Origin of the sequence: Methylobacterium sp. J-030 (assembly GCF_022829545.1) — a bacterium.
In the GTDB taxonomy this organism is placed as follows: Bacteria; Pseudomonadota; Alphaproteobacteria; order Rhizobiales; family Beijerinckiaceae; genus Methylobacterium.
In genome coordinates, this window is sequence record NZ_JAKSYM010000377.1 from 1 (window position 1) to 416 (window position 416).

The 416-nt window shown below is 76.0% G+C and carries 1 pseudogene; it reads right to left on the reverse strand.

Annotated features, from left to right (window positions below):
• Nucleotides 1–416, reverse strand: a pseudogene (locus MKK75_RS30875) (autotransporter domain-containing protein); the annotation flags it as partial.

Here is a 416-nt window from a genome sequence, read left to right on the forward strand (position 1 = left end):
GGCCCCACAGCCCGAACACCTGCGGGTCGAGCGTGCGCACCGGCACGTTCGCCACTACCGGCGCCCGGCCCGGCAGGTCGGCGGTGTAGGCGGATGGCAGGCTGCCGGAATCGAGCCCGGTGCCGGGCTGGCCCCGGCGCAGCCGGTCCAGCACCGCCTCGCGGACGAGGAACACCGTCTCGTAGGCCGCCGACACCGTGCCGGCGTGGAGGTCACCAGGCAGCGCCCGGAAGCCGATGTCGGCCTCGGCGGTGGTGACGCCTGCCGCGGCGTGGAACAGCCGGCCCGCAACCGCGGCCTGGACGGCGTTGGCCGCGGCGATGCCGTTGCGGCCGGTGGCGGAGGCGGCGAACGGCACGTCGTTGCGGGTCAGCGTCAGGTCGACCTCGTTCGCCAGGTAGCGCAGGCCCGGCGAG